At 61.9% G+C, this 16,768-nt stretch carries 13 protein-coding genes; 1 reads left to right on the top strand and 12 read right to left on the bottom strand.

The window, feature by feature from the left end; genetic code table 11:
• Window positions 1-620 precede the first annotated feature (620 nt).
• The 9 genes from BoBH3_RS08945 to BoBH3_RS08905 form a co-directional block, all read right to left on the bottom strand.
• On the bottom strand, window positions 621-1,988 hold the full coding sequence (locus BoBH3_RS08945) for a glycoside hydrolase family 130 protein (protein WP_262330414.1): 1,368 nt from the start codon (window positions 1,986-1,988) through the stop codon (window positions 621-623).
• Between the two features lie 38 nt (window positions 1,989-2,026).
• Window positions 2,027-4,312, bottom strand: coding sequence for a glycosyltransferase family 4 protein (locus BoBH3_RS08940; RefSeq protein ID WP_262330413.1), 2,286 nt, complete (start codon window positions 4,310-4,312; stop codon window positions 2,027-2,029).
• Window positions 4,309-5,235, bottom strand: a complete 927-nt coding sequence (locus BoBH3_RS08935; RefSeq protein ID WP_262330412.1) for a class I mannose-6-phosphate isomerase — start codon at window positions 5,233-5,235, stop codon at window positions 4,309-4,311. Before BoBH3_RS08935 ends, BoBH3_RS08940 begins: the two co-directional genes overlap by 4 nt.
• 231 nt (window positions 5,236-5,466) lie before the next feature.
• The gene (locus tag BoBH3_RS08930) at window positions 5,467-5,724 is read right to left on the bottom strand and encodes a hypothetical protein (protein ID WP_262330411.1); all 258 of its coding nucleotides are present in this window, start codon (window positions 5,722-5,724) and stop codon (window positions 5,467-5,469) included.
• A gap of 1 nt (window position 5,725) precedes the next feature.
• Window positions 5,726-5,863 (bottom strand): hypothetical protein, encoded by a 138-nt coding sequence (locus BoBH3_RS08925; RefSeq protein WP_262330410.1) that lies wholly within the window; start codon window positions 5,861-5,863, stop codon window positions 5,726-5,728.
• Window positions 5,864-5,979: 116 nt separating this feature from the next.
• Window positions 5,980-6,333 carry a hypothetical protein gene (locus BoBH3_RS08920; RefSeq protein WP_262330409.1) on the bottom strand — a complete coding sequence of 118 codons (354 nt, stop codon included), beginning with the start codon at window positions 6,331-6,333 and terminating at the stop codon, window positions 5,980-5,982.
• Between the two features lie 249 nt (window positions 6,334-6,582).
• Window positions 6,583-6,795, bottom strand: a complete 213-nt coding sequence (locus BoBH3_RS08915; protein ID WP_262330408.1) for a hypothetical protein — start codon at window positions 6,793-6,795, stop codon at window positions 6,583-6,585.
• Between the two features lie 74 nt (window positions 6,796-6,869).
• Window positions 6,870-7,139 carry a DUF1488 domain-containing protein gene (locus BoBH3_RS08910; protein WP_262330407.1) on the bottom strand — a complete coding sequence of 90 codons (270 nt, stop codon included), beginning with the start codon at window positions 7,137-7,139 and terminating at the stop codon, window positions 6,870-6,872.
• Between the two features lie 79 nt (window positions 7,140-7,218).
• On the bottom strand, window positions 7,219-7,500 hold the full coding sequence (locus BoBH3_RS08905) for a hypothetical protein (protein ID WP_262330406.1): 282 nt from the start codon (window positions 7,498-7,500) through the stop codon (window positions 7,219-7,221).
• Window positions 7,501-7,995: 495 nt separating this feature from the next.
• On the opposite strand from BoBH3_RS08905, the gene trhA reads away from it, so the two are divergent.
• Window positions 7,996-8,778: a PAQR family membrane homeostasis protein TrhA gene (trhA, locus tag BoBH3_RS08900; protein WP_262330405.1), complete on the top strand. Its 783-nt coding sequence runs from the start codon at window positions 7,996-7,998 to the stop codon at window positions 8,776-8,778.
• 213 nt (window positions 8,779-8,991) lie between these two features.
• On the opposite strand, the gene BoBH3_RS08895 is transcribed toward trhA, so the two are convergent.
• The 3 genes from BoBH3_RS08895 to BoBH3_RS08885 form a co-directional block, all read right to left on the bottom strand.
• Entirely contained in the window at window positions 8,992-10,116 is a 1,125-nt protein-coding gene (locus BoBH3_RS08895; RefSeq protein WP_262330404.1) for an extracellular catalytic domain type 1 short-chain-length polyhydroxyalkanoate depolymerase, read from the bottom strand.
• A gap of 1,843 nt (window positions 10,117-11,959) precedes the next feature.
• Window positions 11,960-13,021, bottom strand: coding sequence for an IS110 family RNA-guided transposase (locus BoBH3_RS08890; protein ID WP_262330403.1), 1,062 nt, complete (start codon window positions 13,019-13,021; stop codon window positions 11,960-11,962).
• 204 nt (window positions 13,022-13,225) lie between these two features.
• Window positions 13,226-16,504 carry an NERD domain-containing protein gene (locus BoBH3_RS08885; RefSeq protein ID WP_262330402.1) on the bottom strand — a complete coding sequence of 1,093 codons (3,279 nt, stop codon included), beginning with the start codon at window positions 16,502-16,504 and terminating at the stop codon, window positions 13,226-13,228.
• Between the last annotated feature and the right edge of the window lie 264 nt (window positions 16,505-16,768).

The raw sequence follows: 16,768 nt of genomic DNA, 5'->3' as shown, positions 1-16,768 counted from the left end.
TATGCTCTCGCGCAGCATTCATGTCCTCCGGCGACAGCGTCAAGATTGAATAAACCTCGGATCGAGCAACGCAAGATCGCGTCAGCGAACGGACAAGATACCTCGCCTGCCGGGCGCGGTGAGCGGACATTGGGCCACTGCCAAAAAGCGGACCTGGTTGGCGTGTGGGCTACACTTTCGTCGCCCACTGAAATCGCCCTGTTAGCTCGCGATGCCGTAGCTTCTTCCACAGAGCTCGCTAGGCCGGCTCGACGGGTTAGGTCCGCTTTGGTTCAAATCTGCCGGCCATTACGCCCAAAACCGACAGATCGAGGTCAAAGGCTTCCCAATGCAAGCCCAAGCCGTCCCCAAGGATACGGCAACCACCTTTTCTTTGTCGGTGAGGAGGGGGCTCGGGCCACCATCGAAGCTATGGAGAGGCTGCGCCGCTCGGCGAGTGAAATACGCAGGGATCTGTCAGAACCACTGACCGATTGAAGCCACGGGTTAATTCCATCAAACTAGGCGGATCAATTCTCCACCGCGCCATTACCAGACATCGAGCTTCCGCCGGAAAGCGGACGTCGTTGGCGCGCCGAAAAGATGTCGCCGGACGCCGAAATGGTCATCCCGGCGCCCGATCAGGATACCCGCGGCGGCTTATCGCCATTGGCCAAGCGAGCCTGTTCCATCGCGGTCTGGAATGTGTCGCAGAGTTCCATCGACTGCAGCAGCGCGGCGGTCTTGACCGTGGCGAATTGGCAGAAGGTATCGGAGACCGCGTATGGCAAGATGATCATGTCGCCCTGGCGCATCGCGCCACAGGTGTAGACGACATTGGGAACATACCCTTCGCGCTCCGAAGGCTCGGGCCGGACGAAGGGCTCGCGCGAGCGGGCGAGCACTTTGGACGGGTCTGCCTTGTCAAGCAGAACCGCGCCGATCGTGTATCTTCGGACCGGCCCCACGCCGTGGATCAAGAGCAGCCAGCCTTCGTCCAGCTCGATGGGCGAGCCGCAGGTGCCGATCTGGACGAACTCCCAGGGGAAACGCGGCTTCAGGATCGGCATGCCGCCGTTCCAGGTCAGGAGGTCGTCCGAATAGATCAGGTAGAGGTTTTCATTGTCCTGGCGCGAGATCATCGCGTACCGGCCGCCGAGCTTGCGCGGAAACAAGGCCATGCCCTTGTTCACGGCGGCCGAGCCCCGCAGCGGCGACATGCGAAACGACAGGAAGTCACGGGTCTCGATCAGCTCGGACCGGATCGCCTTGCCGTCATAGGCGGTATAGGTGGCGCGGAAGACCGTCCCGTCGTCTTCCGCAAATGCGACGAAGCGCGCATCCTCGATGCCGTTCGATTGGGAGGCCGTCACGGGGAAGATCACCCGCTCGCTGATGTCGCCATCGGCTGCAAAGACGACCTCGACATCCTCACCTTCGAGATGCGCCATCCGGTTGTGCAGGGTGGCGATCGTCGCCAGACGCGAGGTCGGATCGACGCTGACGCTGCCGTCGGCGGCGATCGATCCGGAGCGGAACGTCAGGGATGAGATATGTCCCTCTCCGACGGCGCGAACGCTCAGCACGAAGCGCTGCCCCCCCACCGGAGCGCCGGACTGGTCGGGATGCGCAACGATGCTCGGATTGAAGAGCGCCGCCGCCTCGAACGAGTACTCGTGCAGGAAACACGATCCGACCAGCCGGCGCTGCACCTCTGTGAAGAGGTGGTGCGAGGCGAAGGCACCCTCCATCTCGTCGGCGCGCGCCTCGAACCTCTCCAGCAGATTGCGGTGCCGCCCCTTGAAATTCTCCAGCACCTCGGCGAGGAGGCTCGCCGCCTCCTTGGGGGTGAGCGACAGCACCCGGTCGACGATATGGTTCGCCTTGGCCTTGTCGGCAGGTTGGAGATCCCTGGGCTCGCCAACGGGGCCAAACCTGCGCACGACGACCCTCGCGGGGTCGGGATGCAGATAAAGAGCCTGCCTGTTCAGGAAAGTGGGTCGAGACAAGACGATCCCAATCTGTCTGTGCGGTTTCTGTCAAAGGCTCAGGCGCGCAGGGCCTGAAGTTGTGCCAATTTTGGGCGGTCCTCGCTGATGCGGGCGAGCTGTCGAATTTCGGCGAGGCTGAGAAGATAGGATACCGCAGATTCGCCTCCGCGGTTCTCATTCGGCCTGTCGCGATGCAATCCATCGCGGCAGGCGCCGGTGTCCAGATCGACCAGCGGCGACGAGAGATCGTTGTGGCCGAGAAACCAGGCGAAGGCGCGATCGGCTTCGGTACGCCATTGCGTATCGCCATCGGCGCGCCAGGCTGCGAGGCAGGCGGAAATGGTCGCGGTTGCTTCCAGAGGCTGCTGATCGAAGGCCTTCGGAGCGATGCGCCTGTCGCCAAAACTGTCCGAGCCGACCGGCCTGAACAAGCCCGCTGGCGTGGTCTGGAGTGCCGTAAGCCAACGCAGCGAACGCAAGCCGGCTTCGAGATAAGCCGAAGCCTTCATCGATACGCCCGTTGCGATGAGGGCTTGGGGCAGGCGCGCATTGTCATAGGACAGGCCATCTTCAAACCAGACCCAGTCGGGCGTCTCGACCGCCGAGAGCAGGCCGAGCAGGCGGTTGGCGAGCAGCGTGCGCAACGAGATGGCAATGTCGGGCGCACCGGCGAGGCTGCAGCACGCATCCAGACCGAGCAGGGCGAACGCCCAGGCGCGCGGGGAGGTGAAGCCCTCGACGGCGGGCACAGCTTCGGCGAACAGCGCGGCGGCCCATCGGCGCCGCGAAGCGCTCGCGTCGTCGCGTGCGCAGACGCCGAGCGCCCAGAGTGTCCGCCCGTGGCTGTCTTCCGAGCCGGCATCCTCCAGCCAGCGCCGGTCGAAGCTCATGAAATTGCGGAAGCGCCGGTTCTCCGGATTCCAGGCGTGCTGGATGAAGGAGGCGAACCGCCCCGTCAGCGCTTCCTCCAGGCGCGGCTCGCCGGCGCCGTTCAGCACACAGGCGAGGAGCAGAGCGCGGGCATTGTCGTCGACGCAATAACCATGCGCGCGATCGGGCACGGAATGGATCGCGTGCTGGAACAGTCCAGTATCGTCACACATGGCCAGAAGGTGGCCGGTCTGCATCTCGGGAGGCGCCGCCATAAGGGGTGAGGGTCTTGGCTGGGCGGCACCGGCTATCACGCTCAGCATGCGGCTGCGTCGGGCCGCCTCGAAGGTGGTGAGGTAGCGCTTCGCGGTTCGCTCCCATGTCATCGAGCGGCTGCTCGCATAGGCGCGCAGCCTCATGGCCTGTCGCCGGGCCGCATCGGTCAGCAACCCGGCGATCTCATTGCCGATGGCGACGGCATCGCCGAACGGCACCAGAATGCCGCGCCCGTCGGCAAGCAGCTCGCGGGCATGCCAGTACGGTGTCGAGACCACCGCCTTGCCGAGCCCGAAACTGTAGGACAGCGTGCCCGAGGTCATCTGCGCCTCATTGAGATAGGGCGTGACGTAGACGTCGCACATCGAGATGAAGTCCAGCAGCGTCGCCTGATCGACGAACTGGTCGAGGAAGACGACGTGGTCCTCGACCCCGAGTTCCCGTACGCGGGCCATCAGGCTCTCGCGATAGGTCTCGCCATGGTCCCTGACCAGATTGGGATGCGTCGCGCCCAGGATCACATAGACGGCGTCGCGCCGGCGCCTCAGGATCGAGGGCATAGCATCGATCATCACCTCGATGCCCTTGTTGGGCGAGAGCAGCCCGAAGGTCAGGATGACCGAGTGGCTGCCAAAGCCTAATTGCTCCTTGGCTTCATCAGGCTCGACAAAGGCGAAGTCGGGAATGCCATGCGCGATCACCTCGATCTTGTCGGCAGGCAGCCGATACACGGTGCGCAGCAGATCGCGCCCCTTCTCGGCCATGACGATGACGCGCGCCGAGGCGTCGACGATGCGCTCCATCACGTTGCGTTGCATCGACGTCGGTTCCGCCAGAACGGTATGGAGCGTGGTGACGACGGGCATCGTCAGGCGCGACAACAGCGCCATGACGTGCCCCCCGGCCTCGCCGCCGAAGATGCCGAACTCGTGCTGGAGGCAGACGACGTCGAACCCGCCCTCGTTCAGGAAGTCGGCGGCGCGGACATAGTCTTCGAGCCGTTCGTCGCTGATCTGGCACTGGACTTCGAGCGGATAGTCGTAGCTATGGCCACGGTCGTTCATGGCGACGATCGTGGTCTCCATGCCCGCCCCGGACGACGCGACCGCCTGCTGCAGATCCGTGGTGAAGGTCGCGATCCCGCAGCGGCGGGGCAAAGAGTTGCCGATGAAGGCGACGCGGCTGAGCGGTCTCATGATCGTACCTGCGCAAAAGGAACCGGCGATCGCACGAATGCCGGAGGCGCAGAGGCACCATCTGTGTCGACGCGATGGATGATGTCGCGATCAGGTGTCGCCGCATCGTAGGCGAGCAGACAGGAAAAGCCGTCCCGGCCCGCTGCGACGCGGACGGTCTCGTCCTCGATGAAGCAGCCCTGGCCGATGCCCACTTCCAGCTCCCCGATAGCGGCATTGCCGGCGATGGCGGCCAGCCAGCTTTCATGTGTGGCCTCCAGCTCCCAGATCGACCCGGCAGGCAGATCGAGCCGTTCGAGGATGAAGTGCGGGTTCACCGCAAGCACGCTCCGGACATCGCTCAGACGCTGCGCCGGCGCCTGGCGCTCGGCCGGCCCGGCATCGGCGACCGAAACGCCCTGCTCGACGTGCAGTTCGCGGGCGCGGCCATGGTCAAAGAGACGGAAGGTCGTATCGCTGCGCTGCTGGATCTCGGCCAGCACGAGGCCCGGGCCGATCGCATGGATCGTCCCGGCCGGAACGACGATGACGTCGCCCTTGACCGCCTTGCGCCATGCGACGAGGTCGGCGATCGAGCCATTGGCGATGGCGGCACGCAACTGCGTCGGCGTAAGCACCGACTTGAGGCCGACGCCGACCATGGCGTCAGCGGCTGCGGACAGGACATACCAGGCTTCGCTCTTGCCGTGCGGCAGCCCCATCGCCTTCGCGTCGTCGTCGCCGGGATGCACCTGGATCGACAACACCTCCTGCGTGAACAGCAATTTGAGCAGCAAGGCGGGCTCCGGCGCATCCGGGGTGCGGCGCTGGAACCAGAGCTCTCCGATCGGCACGCCCGCATCGTTTGCCGGGCTCCAGGGCAGGAGCTCGGTCGAGCCCCATGGCTTCGGCATGATCTCTATGCAGGCCTGTTCGAGCGCCATGTCGGACTCCTTGTTCTCATGGCCGGCGATCGGTCGACGGATTGTCGGCTTGATGCGGCCATGGTCGGCGACGGCTTGTCGTGGCGCCGGTGCGAGGGGTTTCCTTCGCAAGCGGCCTTGGGCGGCTCGCGCATCGGCACTAGCCAGCCTGCTCCGCATCTGGGAGCAGTCCCCTTCGAGGCATAGCGGATCGAGCCGCCATCGACGCGGTGGCGACTTACTGGCGCCTGCCTAGGCTTCGACGTCGGCCTCCAGGGCTCGCGCCAGTTCCCCGGAATTCACCGTAAAGACCTGAGAGCTGCCGGGTGTCGAAAGCGCCGGGGTATGCAGCATGGTCGCAATCTGCCGATAGGCGACGAAGGAGGCGGCTGAAATCTCTTCCTCGTCGATCACCAGGCGATAGGTGCCGGCCGGCTGCAGATGGTCGAGCGCGCTCAGTTCGAACGGGCTCCTGAACGTGACCGTGGTCTCCCGGCTGCGGATGTTCATATCAGGCCTTTTTCTTCTTCTTGCTCGCAAGATCGAACGCCGCCGGCATGATGCGCGCCGATACGGGCGCCGCCGCGGCTTCCCTCTTCTTCTTCGGCTTCTTGGCTTCCCGGTTGCCGCGCATCTGACCCTTCGCCATGACGATCTCCTCTATGTTGCTCGATGCGCGCCCGCATGGCGGCGAGTTCCGCCATCCCCGCGCGGATCATGCGCGGAGCGGCTCATCAGCCAGCGCGACGGTCGTTTCCGTCAGGCTCAGGTCTTCGGCATGCCGAGCGCTTCGGCACAGGCCTTGGCGACCGCTGTGTCCGGCGAGGTGCTGCCGATCATCGTGGCCCAGCCACCCTTGGCGATGAAATCGCCCTGACTCCACGAGTTGATCTTCTTCAACTCGATCAGCGCGGCACCGGCGTTGGGCTGCTGTTGGAAGTTGCTCACGCAGATTGGCGACAGGGCCGCGACAACGGCGTTCTGGGATCTCTCTTTCGCCAACCGTTCGCTCGACGAGGCTGTCGACCAGCCACCCCAGGTGAACCCGACGACCGCGAGGGCAATCGCACCACCCACCGCGCCCCAAATGGCAGGTTTGGTTTCTGCGGGGATTTTCATGGGACCATCTTTCATTCTGCGGAAGAAAAATCATCCGCAAAACATAATAGCACAGTTTTCAGAGAAAAATTTAATAATCATCGTTTTTGATAATTATAAAAATCTACCGCCTAGGGATCATAATGGCGGAAAACCGAACATGAATCATGCAATAACTCAGAAAATACTTTTTGCTGCGGAAATATAGAAATTTTTTTTGCGGAGAGGCATCAGCTCCCCGCGGGTCCACGAAGGCCGAAATCCGGGGCTTCAGCCGCCCCCGCGACGGGCAACGGTCCGCTGAATCTCATGGTGATCGACGGCACGTTCGCGGCCATCGGGCCCTATGACCCGATACTGATGCTCGCCATTGTCGCGTGGCGGCATAATGCGGAGAACCTTGTATTCGCCGAGTCTCTGCGTGTTGAACAGGCCGCTCGTCAGCTCAACGAGGTCGCCGATCTTGTAGCCAGCGGAGCTCATGGGTTTGCCTTTTGGCTATCGGAGGGGATGGGAGACCCGGTTGCAGTGAGGCGCACCAGGGATTCTGGTGACTTTCAGCCGAAGCTGTCCGGGGTCAGTCTGTGAAAGGCCAAAGGGCGTTTCCGATATGCCGCCCGAGCGGCGTCGCGAATGGCCTCGCGGTTGTGATCGAAAGCCGTCAGGGCAGATGTTTCCTGCCCGTCGAAGGGAGCGGGGTCGAGCTTACGCAGCGCATCCAGGTCGATCTGGAACGCGATCTCCAGCGATGCATCGGAGCCCCAGAAGCTGATGCATTGCCGCCCGGCCTCGTAGCGCCGGATAGAGTTGGGGAAGTCGAGTGCCATCTTATTGCTCCCGGCTGGAAGGCCGAATTTCGCGATCGAATTCACCTCGCGCGGCGCAAACCTATGCGCTGCGAATGCCTCAGCCCGGCCCATTGTCCTGACCGCCCTGCCGCGGCTTTCGCTGGGCGAGTTCTGCTCGATAAGCGTCGTCGTGAAGAATTCTGCGCCTTCTTCTCAGCCAGACTCCGACGGCAAAGGAGCCGAGGGCGAAGGCCTCGAGCGCAGCCAGGTGGGGCAATAGGGACAGGCTGTAAAACTCCGCCACGCCCCAGGCGGTCATGGCAAAGAGCGAACTCCCGACAAGGCCATACATGATGGCCGAGCCTTCCGGGGGCGGAGCGTAGGCGGAGGCGGCTTTCAACGCGCCCCTCCTGGCCCGCTCTAGCTCCATGAGAGAAGCACGACGGCGAACGCCAAGGCGAAGGCTGCGACCAGGCCCAAATGAGCGCTCCAGCCGCGATACCCCGCCGCGAGCAGAATTCGGTAAAAAGGCCGGCTTATTGAGATGGCTGTCATGTCGGGCTCCAGATATTGAGCCCACGGGCGACAACTCTATGCCGGGCGTCGCCCAAGGATTCTCAAAACAAAATAATATTTAGAGATATACGAATATCATCATATGTTAATTATGTCAAACACCTATTTAACAAATTGTTAAAAATAAGAAAAGGCCGCAACTAATAGATAAATATCATGATCTGACGATTTCAGATTCTCGCAATTACTTGGCGTCTCGCTTGCGCGCGCCCGCTTCAGAGCCCAGGCGGCCTTGGAGAACGCGCAGCGACACGCTGACAGGGAGACGAGACGATGGCTCGCCCCACCGCGGCGCGGCCTCTCATTCCCTGTCCGCGAGTTGGCGATATTCGAGATCGAGGCGGAAACAGTCGCAAAAGCCATATTTGTTTCATGCGAATGCGAGACGCTGCCGGGCGACGAACTCTCCCATCCCGGCACGGCCTCGGAAGGACACGACCTGCACCAACCCGCTTTCGGACGCTTCACATTCAACCGCGCCGAGCTTTGGGCGGACGGCGTGGTCCATGTCCTTGGGATCGTGCTGGGGATTGCTGCGGTCGCGGCGCTGATCCTGCGTGTGGCCGCCATAGCTCCGCTGCCTGATCTGATCCCCGTCCTGATCTACAGCGCCGCGCTGATGGCCGTTCTCATCGTTTCCGCCGTCTACAACCTTTGGCCGGTTTCGCCGATGAAATGGCTGCTGCGGCGCTTCGACCATTCGGCAATCTACGTGCTGATTGCAGGGACCTATACCCCGTTCCTGATGAAACTCGGCGAGAACATCATAGCCCAGGCGCTTCTCATCCTCGTCTGGACCGCATCGACTGCGGGGATCGTGCTCAAGGTGGCGCTGCCTGGCCGCTTCGACCGCCTGTCGATCGGGCTCTATCTTCTCATCGGCTGGAGCGGCATCGCGGTGTGGCAGGGCATCGCGCATTTGCCCGCCACCAGCCTATGGCTGATGCTCACAGGTGGCCTTCTCTACACGATGGGCGTCGCCTTCCACGTCTGGAAAAGCCTCCCGTTCCAGAACGCCATCTGGCATGCCTTTGTCCTCGTGGCGTCCGGCTGCTTCTATGGGGCCGTGTTTCAGGCCTATGCCGCGTTTCCTTCGGCTTGAGTCACCCAACCCTCGATCTCGGCGCCCGGCCGTCCTCCCACGCGCCTCGCCCCGATCGAAGGTATCATCCGGATCGCGTAACAAGGCCGCGATGCGGCAGATATCGCCTTCCTGACCACCGACAAGGCCTGCACCATCGTATCGCAGACAGTGCAGGTCTCCCGCAGTGACGAAGCGAGCTGAAGCCGCCCCTGTCGGCGCTCGCCCCGGTGCTCATCGCATGAGGCCGGCCACCCGCAACGCGTCCTCGATGACCTTTCCGACCCCGGAGGCGGGAGCGCTCGGCTGTGGAAAGGGGGGCCCTGACGCGCCGTCGGCACTTCCTGAAGCGGGCTCGGTTCTCTGGTTGCCGGATGGGATCGTGTGCGACAGCTCCGTTCCGGTCCCAATCAACTGCCAGAAGCGAGCGATGTGACGCGTCGAGGAAATCCCAGCGTCGAGCATGAAGGCGCCAGGGTTGCCGATCTCGTCCGCCCTGCTGAGCGGCGTGCCGTGCCCCATGCCTGCGACGCTGACCGCCTCTATCTTCGCGATGCCGGCCTCATCGCGCCACAGGCGTCGCGAATGCGGCCCGATGCTATTTCGCTCGGGCTGTGCGTTCAGCAGACCGTGGATACCGCGCCATTGCGCGATGATGGCGTCCATGTTGCCGGGCGCGACCGTGTGGTCGGCGCTGCCATGCCAGAGCGAGAGGGTCGGCCAGGGGCCTGCATGGCGCGATGCGCCGCGCACCAGCGCTTCGAGGCTGCGCACCGGCGGCTGCCCATGTCCGCGCATCCGGTCCAGCGCCTCCGGCACCGACGATGCGCATCTGAAGGGAAGGCCGGCAATGATCGCGCCGCCGGCGAATAGATCCGGATATGTCGCGAGCATCGCGCAAGCCATGGCTCCGCCGGCCGACAAGCCCGTGATGAAGACCCGCCGCCGATCAAGACGGTGGATCTCTGTCATCATCTGCACCATCTGGGCGATCGACAGCGCCTCTCCGGAGTCACGCCGGACGTCCTCAGGCACGAACCAATTGAAGCAGAGGTTCGGATTGTTGGCCCGCTGCTGCTCGGGGCATAGCAGCGCGAACCCGTGCCGGTCGGCGAGCTGCGACCAGCCCGAGCCGTAGTCGTACCCAGCCGCCGTCTGCGTACAGCCGTGGAGCACGACGACAAGCGGCGCGCGCTCCGGCAGGAGCTCAGGAACATGAGTGTAGGCTCGGAGCGCTCCCGGATTGGAGCCGTCCCAACCGAAAGGTGACAAGCGCGACGACGGGATAGGGTCGCCGGCCGAGGGAAGTCTCCTCTGCAATGCCTTCAGGCGGGCGATCGTGTCGGCCATATTGCGCATCGTGGCTGTCCTTTTCGGGTCATGCCGGATGGCGCTGACAGGAGGGCAACCGTCACAGGGCAATTATGTTGCAGTGCACAACGAGAAATCGATGCGCGTATCGTGCATGCCTTAACATGGCCCGGCTTCGAGAGGCTGCAGGGGAGATCATCGAGCGAGATAGAAGTCGTATTCGGGCCGCTGGGGCGGGCGCATGGCGATCACGGCCTGTTTCGGCGGCCTTCCATTGCTGAGCATCCTGCCGTCCACGGCACGGCCGGCGCGGCACATCGTCAAATTTTTCCTATTGGGATTCCCGGCACCGGACAGGCGGAACCATAAACGAGCTTTCTGTTCCCAGCCTCCTGAGCGTCGCAAAGCTGGAGCCGGTCGGATCCAGCCCCGGCGTAGGAGGCATCGAACCGCCGCGCTTCCGGCCGGCCATGTGACGAGCGTCTCTATCGAGATGGGGCTGTCAAAGCGCCCATCGTAGCGCATGTCCAAGATGGGGAAACAGGCCGTCGGACGCATTGCTGGAACGGTCTCACGCTATGCGCCGCCCCCTATTTGACCAGTCCTCCTGCGCTCCTGGCGCCGGCAAACTGGCCTCGTCTGCAATCCACTCGTCCGCTGCTACGCGGAACGAAACGGTCTGCTCGCTGAAACTTGTTATCGAGACGCGGTAAACAATGCTGCGTGGCCAACATATCGCGAGAGGGCTCTGCAATTTGCTGAATTGGCCAAATCTGCCTTCGATGAAGCCGATGTATGATTTTCTATCAGTGCTCAACGAATACGAACAACTAACAGCCATCCGACTGCACGGCGGAATGAGCACATGCGCTCTGCCGGTGATCCATGGCGGTCCCGCAGCTTCTTCTGCGGCAAGGATTTTTCTTAACATGGAACACTCCGCACGTGTGGCGCCCTTGTTCAGGGCAATTGTTTGAGGTGCTTATCGTGGGAGTTGACCCTGATTCATGTAGTTTAAATCAGATTGGTGACCACATCATAGCATCGCAGCAAAATATACCGCAATGAGCGGTGTGTATTTCCATTTTTACTGCGGGGAGATGGGGAGGCGATTTTAGATATTTTACTAAAATCGATTTTCAATCGATAGTCAAACTATATTTTATTTACTTATTTATTCGACCGATCGTTGGGTAAGCAAAAGCTCCGGCGACGCGAAGGCTAGCGCTGCTCGCCAATGCTCTCGCCGCTCATCGGCCCGGCTCACGGCAGCAATGCAATCGCTGACGGGCATGGATGTTCCCCGCTCGGATTGCGACGAGTCGGTTGCGTTCGGGCTGGTCGCTCGAGGACCATGCGCGCGGAAGCTTTGGACGAGTGGGGAGGGCGCGCTCGTTGGTCGCGCGAAGTCGTCAATGAAAATACTCGGCGCATCGCTGGATGGATGTTGCCAGGATCAGATGGGTCAGCGTGTCTCTGTTGATGGCCTGGGCAGTCAGGATGCCCGAGAGCGGACGTCCAGCACGACAGGAATGGGCCAGTTTCGGCCGCAGCATCGTCTCGTAAATTAGGTTGCCGGAAAGCGGACGTTCCGCGAGTCCGCAAAGGGCCAATCTCGGCTGCGCTGTGCTACGATCTGTCGGAGTCGCCTCCTGGCCCTTATGTATGGACCGGCTGCGTTTCACAACAGGTTCGGCGCGGTGACGGAAGTCGCTCATATGTATCCGGCCTACTGATCGGCTCGCGGGCCGTGGCCTTGATGAGAATACGCGCGCACCTTTGGCCTCATTAGCAGATCAGCCGTTTTAGAGGCAAAAAGGGCCACCTGGCTCAGGGTGCGCATATTGAATCCGTTCCATGCCTGCTCCGTCGCGAATTAGTTGGGAGGCTGCTAGATTGCGAGCGCCTCCCCGTGCGTGTCGAAGGACCGTCCGTTGCGCAGCACGCTCCAGCTGATGCGAGCCAGCTTATTGGTGAGGGCGGTCGCGAGCTTGTTGCGGTGAAGTCGCGGAGCCGCATCCTTCAGCCAGGTTCCGAAGCTGAACTTCTCCCAGTTCTGCGGTCTCATGATGATGACCTTCGCGGCCTGGATGAACAGCATGCGCAGATAGGTGTTGCCCTGTTTCGAGATGCGCCCCAGCACGGTTCTGCCGCCGGTGCTGTATTGTCGAGGGACGAGACCGAGCCAGGCGCCGAAATCGCGGCCTCGGTCGAAGGCTTCACCATCGCCGATCGCGGCGACCAGTGCCGTCGAGATGATCGGCCCGACGCCCGGCACGCTCATGAGCCGCGTGCAGGCGGCCTGCTCGGCTGCGATCTTCTCGATCTCGGCGGTGATCGTCTCGATCCGCTCGTCGAGCCAAAGCCAGTCCTCGTAGAGGCCGACGATCAGATCGCTCATGCGCGGCGAGATCTCATCGGCCCGGTTCTTCAGGATGTCGAAGAGCGAGGTGCGAAGGGCCCGCAATCCGGGGCGGATGGCGATACCCTGTTCGATCAGGAACGCCCGGATCTGGTTGACCGTCGCGGTCCGGCGCGAGACCAACCGCGACCGGATGCGGTGATAGGCCTGCAGGTCGAGTTCATCCTGTGTCTTCTCCCGCACCACCCGCAGGCTCGGACGTAGCGCGGCCTCCGCGATGGCCTCGGCGTCATTGTAATCGTTCTTCTGGCCCTTCATGAAAGGCTTCGCATACTTCGCCGGAATGATGCGGGGCTCGTGGCCGAGCCTGCGCAGCGTGCGGGCGACAAAATGAGCGCTCAGGCAGGCTTCCATCCCGACGATGCAGGCGGGAAGAGTCTTGAAGGTCTCCTCCAGCGCCAAGCGCCGGATCTTGCGTCGGAACGCGATCTTGCCGTTCACATCGAAGCCGACCAGATGGAATACGTCCTTGCCGATATCGATGCCGACAACGGTGAGTTCTGCCTCGGTGTTAGAGGTCGTCCTGTTCATGGGGCTGCTCCGCCTTGGCGATAACGCCGCAGCTTACGCGGCTGCGGGTGCAGCCGGTCCATCCCATTAGCTGACCCTTGACAGCTCTTGCAGCAACCTCCGCTTCGCGCTCCCACTGCGGACGTTTAGGCAAACTGTGTCTTCACCAGTAAGCAGACACTTGCAGCCACGAGTTTGAAATGGAGCCGGGCACGCCGCTCCCCTTCATTCGGCAACGCTGCCCTCCAAACGCTTAAGCGCCGCCAACGCGTGGCGCGCGAAGCGATGAGCCCGGCTTCGGCCTCGAAGCCTTTCGACGTCGCTTCGATCTCCATAAATCGCGACCGTGTCGAAGGCGAACGTCATTCCATCCTCCCTGTGCGGGACGCGATGGTAAAACTGAGCATCGGCTCCGTCGTCGATGAAGCGTCGTGATACCCTCAGGCAATCCGACGGATAGGCCGCCACGAAGTCTAACGGTGGATACGCATCGCCCCTTTCGCTCGGAATGAAGCGATCGCTTAGTGCCTTCTGAATCTCACTCAGGCAACCCACGACCAACTGAGCAGGCATTTCGTGGAGCCGTGCCCAAGCGAGCCGCGCCTCGGAGTCCGGTGATCGCTTTGCCTCGATGGCATAGATCAAGAAGCGAATTGCGACGAGGCAGGCTTCTTCCGACGCTGTCGGATTAACCGGCTCCAACTCGGCGTAATGTCGACCGACAAACCGGGTCGCGGTCGCAAAGGCACCCCATTCCTCTTGCGCAAACGGATTTGTCCGACTGGGCAGGCCCGTGAGTGGCTGCAGCAAGGCTGCGTCGGTAGGGTCGCCAAACGCCGCTACCTCCCTGGTAAGCCAATCCAAGCTCGTTGAACTCTTAATATCCGAAGCTCGCAGTGCTCGCCGATAGAGGCGTCGCCGTAGCTGTTCGTCCAGATTGTAAATTTCTTCGCCATAGATGGAGTCGAACGGATGGTCGAACATCCTCAAGCACAACGAGAGAGCAAGGTCGTTGTCGACGACATCTTCATCGTCAACAAGGACAGACGCCAGCTCGGCTTTGACCTGCGCCCGTGAATCCTCGGCCTCAACATCAAGTGCGCCGAGAATCTTCAGCGCGTCGACGATACTCGAATTGATGGCCCAGTTTGTCGGGTTCACGTCGAGAGCCTGGATAGCTTCGATCAGGCGTTCGAGCACCTCCTGCGGCACCCGACGTGCATAGCCGACTGAACTCAGCATAGCGAGTTGAACGTGGTACGGCTCCCACCGAAACCGCTCGCGAAACAGATAAATCAGTTGCTCGGCGAAATCGCTATCATTGCCATCGAAGAACGCCCGTCGCCCCTCCAGCAAGAAATGAAGTTGGCCTGAAGTCAGTTGCTCCACCTTGATCGGGAAGGCTCGCTCCTCTTTTGATGCTGGTTCAAAGCCGCGCTGCGTTGATCGGGCAACCTCGGTAAATCCGATGGATTCGCCGAACCCGTAGTACGTCAGCGCGAAGCTTTGACTTCGGATCGGATATCGTTCTTCACGAGCAAAATCTGCAAAACGGCTCCGCTCCGTCGCTAACCGGGCGTCCATCTCCGCACAGAGCCTCAGGAAGATGTCGAGGCCCGATCCGTGGACGGCAAGGCGACCGACCGCGCGGAGCCTTGCCTCTTCTGGATAGGTCCACTCGCGCCGGGTCGCATCTTCCCAGCCGATCCGGACTGCATCCCTTTCTTTCGACAGCGCAAGCCGAGCGCCGCGAATTTCCTCGACACAGGCTTCCGTCGCCTCGTTCAACAAATCCCATGCGCTCGAGGCTGCGATCGGACCAAAGTGTCCTCTCGCCGCATCGCCCAACAATGTCGAACTCGTCGCCTCTGAAAGCACGCCTCGACAGACAGCCGCATCGTCGATCGCCGCAACGATGTCGCCGGCGATCGGCTCGATGATCGGAGCCGACAATCGCTGCCCAAAGCTTATGGGATCGCTTTCCGCCGTTCGTGCCAGGTCGATCGCCGCGCACGCATTCAGAATCATCTCATGGGAGAACGACACCCGACCCGTGCGTCGAGCCAGCAGCCCGGCCGCAAACAGCGCATCGCACTCGGCAAAGCCCAGACCTTCAGCGCGCATGAAATCGTCGAAATTCGCCTCCGCCATCGAGAATGCGATCTGCGTATGCAGCGTGCTCGCGAGCCGCCTCAAGCCAAACGATCCAGCCCGCGCGTGCCCAGCCAAACGCTTGCGGATGTATTGATCGATCAGAAGCAGGCGAGTGGCGTTGGCCTTCAGATCGGCGCCAATTTGCCCGACGAGAGCGGCCTCGATGCCCGATCCGACTGCCCGGAGCACGTCCAGAGCGACCGGGGTGAGTTGCCCTCCAACTGCTCGTGCAATTCGCTTCTTCAACTCCAAGCTCGGGCGAGCCACCGCCACGCCTCCGAGCCCAGCAAACTCGCCCGGCTTTGCTTCTTGACCGGTAATGACGAGCAGCGCGCCCATCCGCCTCGCCAGTGCCCGGACACCACGGAGCGCCTCCGACGCCGCTGCACCGAACTCGTTGATGCCATCGACGATCAAAAAGACTGGCCGGTCGGAGCGCGCGACCGCGCGATAGAGCTTCACCGGAGCGCTATCGGTGAGAAGCCCAACTTCCCTGCGCAGGCACTCGGCCCACGAGCCGGTGAAGTTCTTCGCGGCGATAAAGAAAGTCGGGTGTCCCGCCTCAGCGAGGCTCGCCGCGAGCCATTTCGCCATCAAGGACTTGCCGCAGCCGGACGGGCCGCTGATGAAGCAGCCCGCATCCGCAGCAACCGCATCCATCATTTCCGCGCGTTGGTCGTCCGTCTCGGGGAGCCACGATTTTCCATCGCGTTCATATTCGGCCGCTACGGCGGCGGCGTAGCTGGCAAGCAGATCGAACTCCTCGCGCGCTTCTCGGCCCGCCGTGGCTTGATCCAAAGTCACCGGCCTTAGCTTGAGCGTGCGCGCGAGTTCCTCCCAGTCCGCCAATGACCAAGGTGATGCCCCGACCGTTTTCAGTTGGTCCGAGAAGAGATCGATGGTCGTGACGAGCGCCTTGAAATTGCCAGGCGTGACGACGGATCCCTCAGGGATTGGGCTGGTGAACACGACGTACCCATCCGGATAGAAGTTGCCCACCGACTTTGCCGCCTGCATCGCATCGCGCACATTGTTCTTCGCGCCAACCGCTTGCTGATAGGCGTTCGTGTAGTCTCTCCACTCGCCGGAGGCAGACAACCGCGTCCAGGTTCCGTTGACCTCACCGCGGATCGGCAGCCGGCTGGTCTTCACCTCCACGACTGAAGCGGAATCGGCCGTGGCAATTATGCAGTCGATTTGTCGACCTTCGAGTTCGATATTGGCGAGAACGATCGACGGTATCTTTTTCTCTTCGAGCCATGAAACTATAAATGATAAGAATTTTCGCTCCGACTCGTGCTCGATCGGCGCGCCAACGAAAATCTTTGTTTTAGTGGATTCCGTATTCATGAGAACATCATAGCAGAGCGCTCAGTGTACCGCATCGATGCGGCGGAGGGGCAGGCTCTCACCTTGCGCTAGGGCGTGATGGGTCGCCGCTCAGACAGAAATGCCGTATATGCGTGTTCGCGGCTACCGTCTGACAGCAGGATCCCGGCTCAGCGGTGAAAGGAACGCACGTGTGAGAGCCATTTGGCGGGGTGATCAAGGCGCATAGAAGGCCCTGTTCGGGCGAGCCTTCCTGCATAGCCGCTACGACGGTCGTCGTGGAGA

It is taken from the genome of Allobosea sp. BH3 (assembly GCF_025499465.1).
In the GTDB taxonomy this organism is placed as follows: domain Bacteria; phylum Pseudomonadota; class Alphaproteobacteria; order Rhizobiales; family Beijerinckiaceae; genus Allobosea.
This window is presented reverse-complemented; position numbering and strand designations above follow the sequence as displayed.

Coding starts and splice junctions, on each gene's coding strand:
- BoBH3_RS08940 (WP_262330413.1), bottom strand. CDS start 4,312: ATGAGACCGCTCAGCCGCGTCGCCTTCATCGGCAACTCTTTGCCCCGC.
- BoBH3_RS08935 (WP_262330412.1), bottom strand. CDS start 5,235: ATGGCGCTCGAACAGGCCTGCATAGAGATCATGCCGAAGCCATGGGGC.
- BoBH3_RS08930 (WP_262330411.1), bottom strand. CDS start 5,724: ATGAACATCCGCAGCCGGGAGACCACGGTCACGTTCAGGAGCCCGTTC.
- BoBH3_RS08925 (WP_262330410.1), bottom strand. CDS start 5,863: ATGGCGAAGGGTCAGATGCGCGGCAACCGGGAAGCCAAGAAGCCGAAG.
- BoBH3_RS08920 (WP_262330409.1), bottom strand. CDS start 6,333: ATGAAAATCCCCGCAGAAACCAAACCTGCCATTTGGGGCGCGGTGGGT.
- BoBH3_RS08915 (WP_262330408.1), bottom strand. CDS start 6,795: ATGAGCTCCGCTGGCTACAAGATCGGCGACCTCGTTGAGCTGACGAGC.
- BoBH3_RS08910 (WP_262330407.1), bottom strand. CDS start 7,139: ATGGCACTCGACTTCCCCAACTCTATCCGGCGCTACGAGGCCGGGCGG.
- BoBH3_RS08895 (WP_262330404.1), bottom strand. CDS start 10,116: ATGCGCAATATGGCCGACACGATCGCCCGCCTGAAGGCATTGCAGAGG.
- BoBH3_RS08890 (WP_262330403.1), bottom strand. CDS start 13,021: ATGAACAGGACGACCTCTAACACCGAGGCAGAACTCACCGTTGTCGGC.
- BoBH3_RS08885 (WP_262330402.1), bottom strand. CDS start 16,504: ATGAATACGGAATCCACTAAAACAAAGATTTTCGTTGGCGCGCCGATC.